The sequence below is a fragment of the Ammoniphilus soli genome (genome assembly GCF_040813775.1).
In genome coordinates, this window is record NZ_JBEGDL010000131.1 from 1 (window position 1) to 1308 (window position 1308).

Consider the following 1308-nt stretch of genomic DNA (forward strand, 5'->3'; position numbering starts at 1 on the left):
CCAACACCTTTCCATGTTTGATCAATACGGTTTCTCTCCCACGGACCAAATCATGAAACCACTTACTCTTTAAAGATAAATAGTTAACTAGAACAGTCATCAGAAACCAAACGCCTAAAGCAATCAACCCATACGCGAGGTTGGTCACCATGTTTAGGGAAATGAGAGCAGCTATACCTCCTATGGCAATTCCGATCACAAAATCGCTATACGTCATTTGGGAAGTTTGTTTTCGGCCGATAAATCTGAGGATGGTCATCACGACCAAAAACATGAGAATCGAACGGATAAGAATTAGGATCCATTCAGGCACATTCTGAACTCCTTTCGAAAAAAGATCACTTCTTTAGGACAAATATAGATTTCCATTTTTAGTAAATAAATATTCTTTCGTTTCCCAAAATGATATTTGCATTAGATCCTTAACTATTGAATTCCGATTCTTTATACATATAAATCGATTTAGTTTTCAGGGATATATTTCCAACACACTTGTAACTTTTTTTCTTGCACATTGGAGACATTATTTATTGGTTGTTCAAATTTCATCTCATTAGGGGGTCATTTTATGACAGTATCAAGCCAAGTAAAACAAGTAGTTGCGGGATTAAAAGGTGCTCAAGCCAGTTTAGAAACCTTTGCGCTCCAAACTCAGGATCAACAAGCGAAGCAGATGTATGCTCAAGTTGCTCAACAAACACAATCCATTGTCAATTCCCTGGAATCCCGAGTAAGTCAAATTGAACAACAGGAACCTCAGTACAAAGGCTTCTAAAATTATAAAAAGGCCTCCATTTTGGGGCCTTTTTACTTTCACAACATTTATAAGTTAAATCATCAAACTCCCGCCGTTTACATCCCATACCGCACCGTTCACATAGCTGGCTTTCTTCGACACCAGGTAAAGAACAACACCCGTCCGGTTGACCGATCCTTCTTAGAGGCGTCCTCAAAGCCGCTTGACGGTGTCTAACACCTTGGCTGCCACTCTGCTGCCCGACATTTTTAATCAGCTTGCGATGAAGCTCTGTATTGCATTCCGAGTACTCCAGCATTTTGTTGTCTTATATATTCAGACGAACGAAACGTCCGTCCGAATCGCCTCATCCAAGAGAAGGTGGATAGGTGTGCAGTAAGTGGAAATTCTCCAATTAAACGCGCTAAACATTATTTTTTCTTGGGTTTAGGTGGAAAAATGACCACTATTTGCGCTAAAAAGGTTAAAATGATGGGATTTAACTGAATTAAGTGGTATTTTAGAGCTAGAATAAAAAGTGGACACCTAAATTAGAGTATCAGATAATTACT

The 1308-nt window shown here is 39.1% G+C and carries 3 protein-coding genes; 2 read left to right on the forward strand and 1 reads right to left on the reverse strand.

Annotated elements, in window-relative coordinates:
• Positions 1-313: DUF421 domain-containing protein (locus ABLT31_RS38655; protein ID WP_367761022.1), on the reverse strand; the 313-nt coding region annotated here is incomplete at its 3' end.
• 255 nt (positions 314-568) lie between these two features.
• Here ABLT31_RS38655 and ABLT31_RS38660 point away from each other — a divergent pair.
• Complete coding sequence (locus ABLT31_RS38660) at positions 569-775, forward strand: DUF1657 domain-containing protein (protein ID WP_367761023.1); 207 nt, start codon at positions 569-571, stop codon at positions 773-775.
• 190 nt (positions 776-965) lie between these two features.
• Positions 966-1136: a hypothetical protein gene (locus tag ABLT31_RS38665; protein WP_367761024.1), complete on the forward strand. Its 171-nt coding sequence runs from the start codon at positions 966-968 to the stop codon at positions 1134-1136.
• Positions 1137-1308 lie beyond the last annotated feature (172 nt).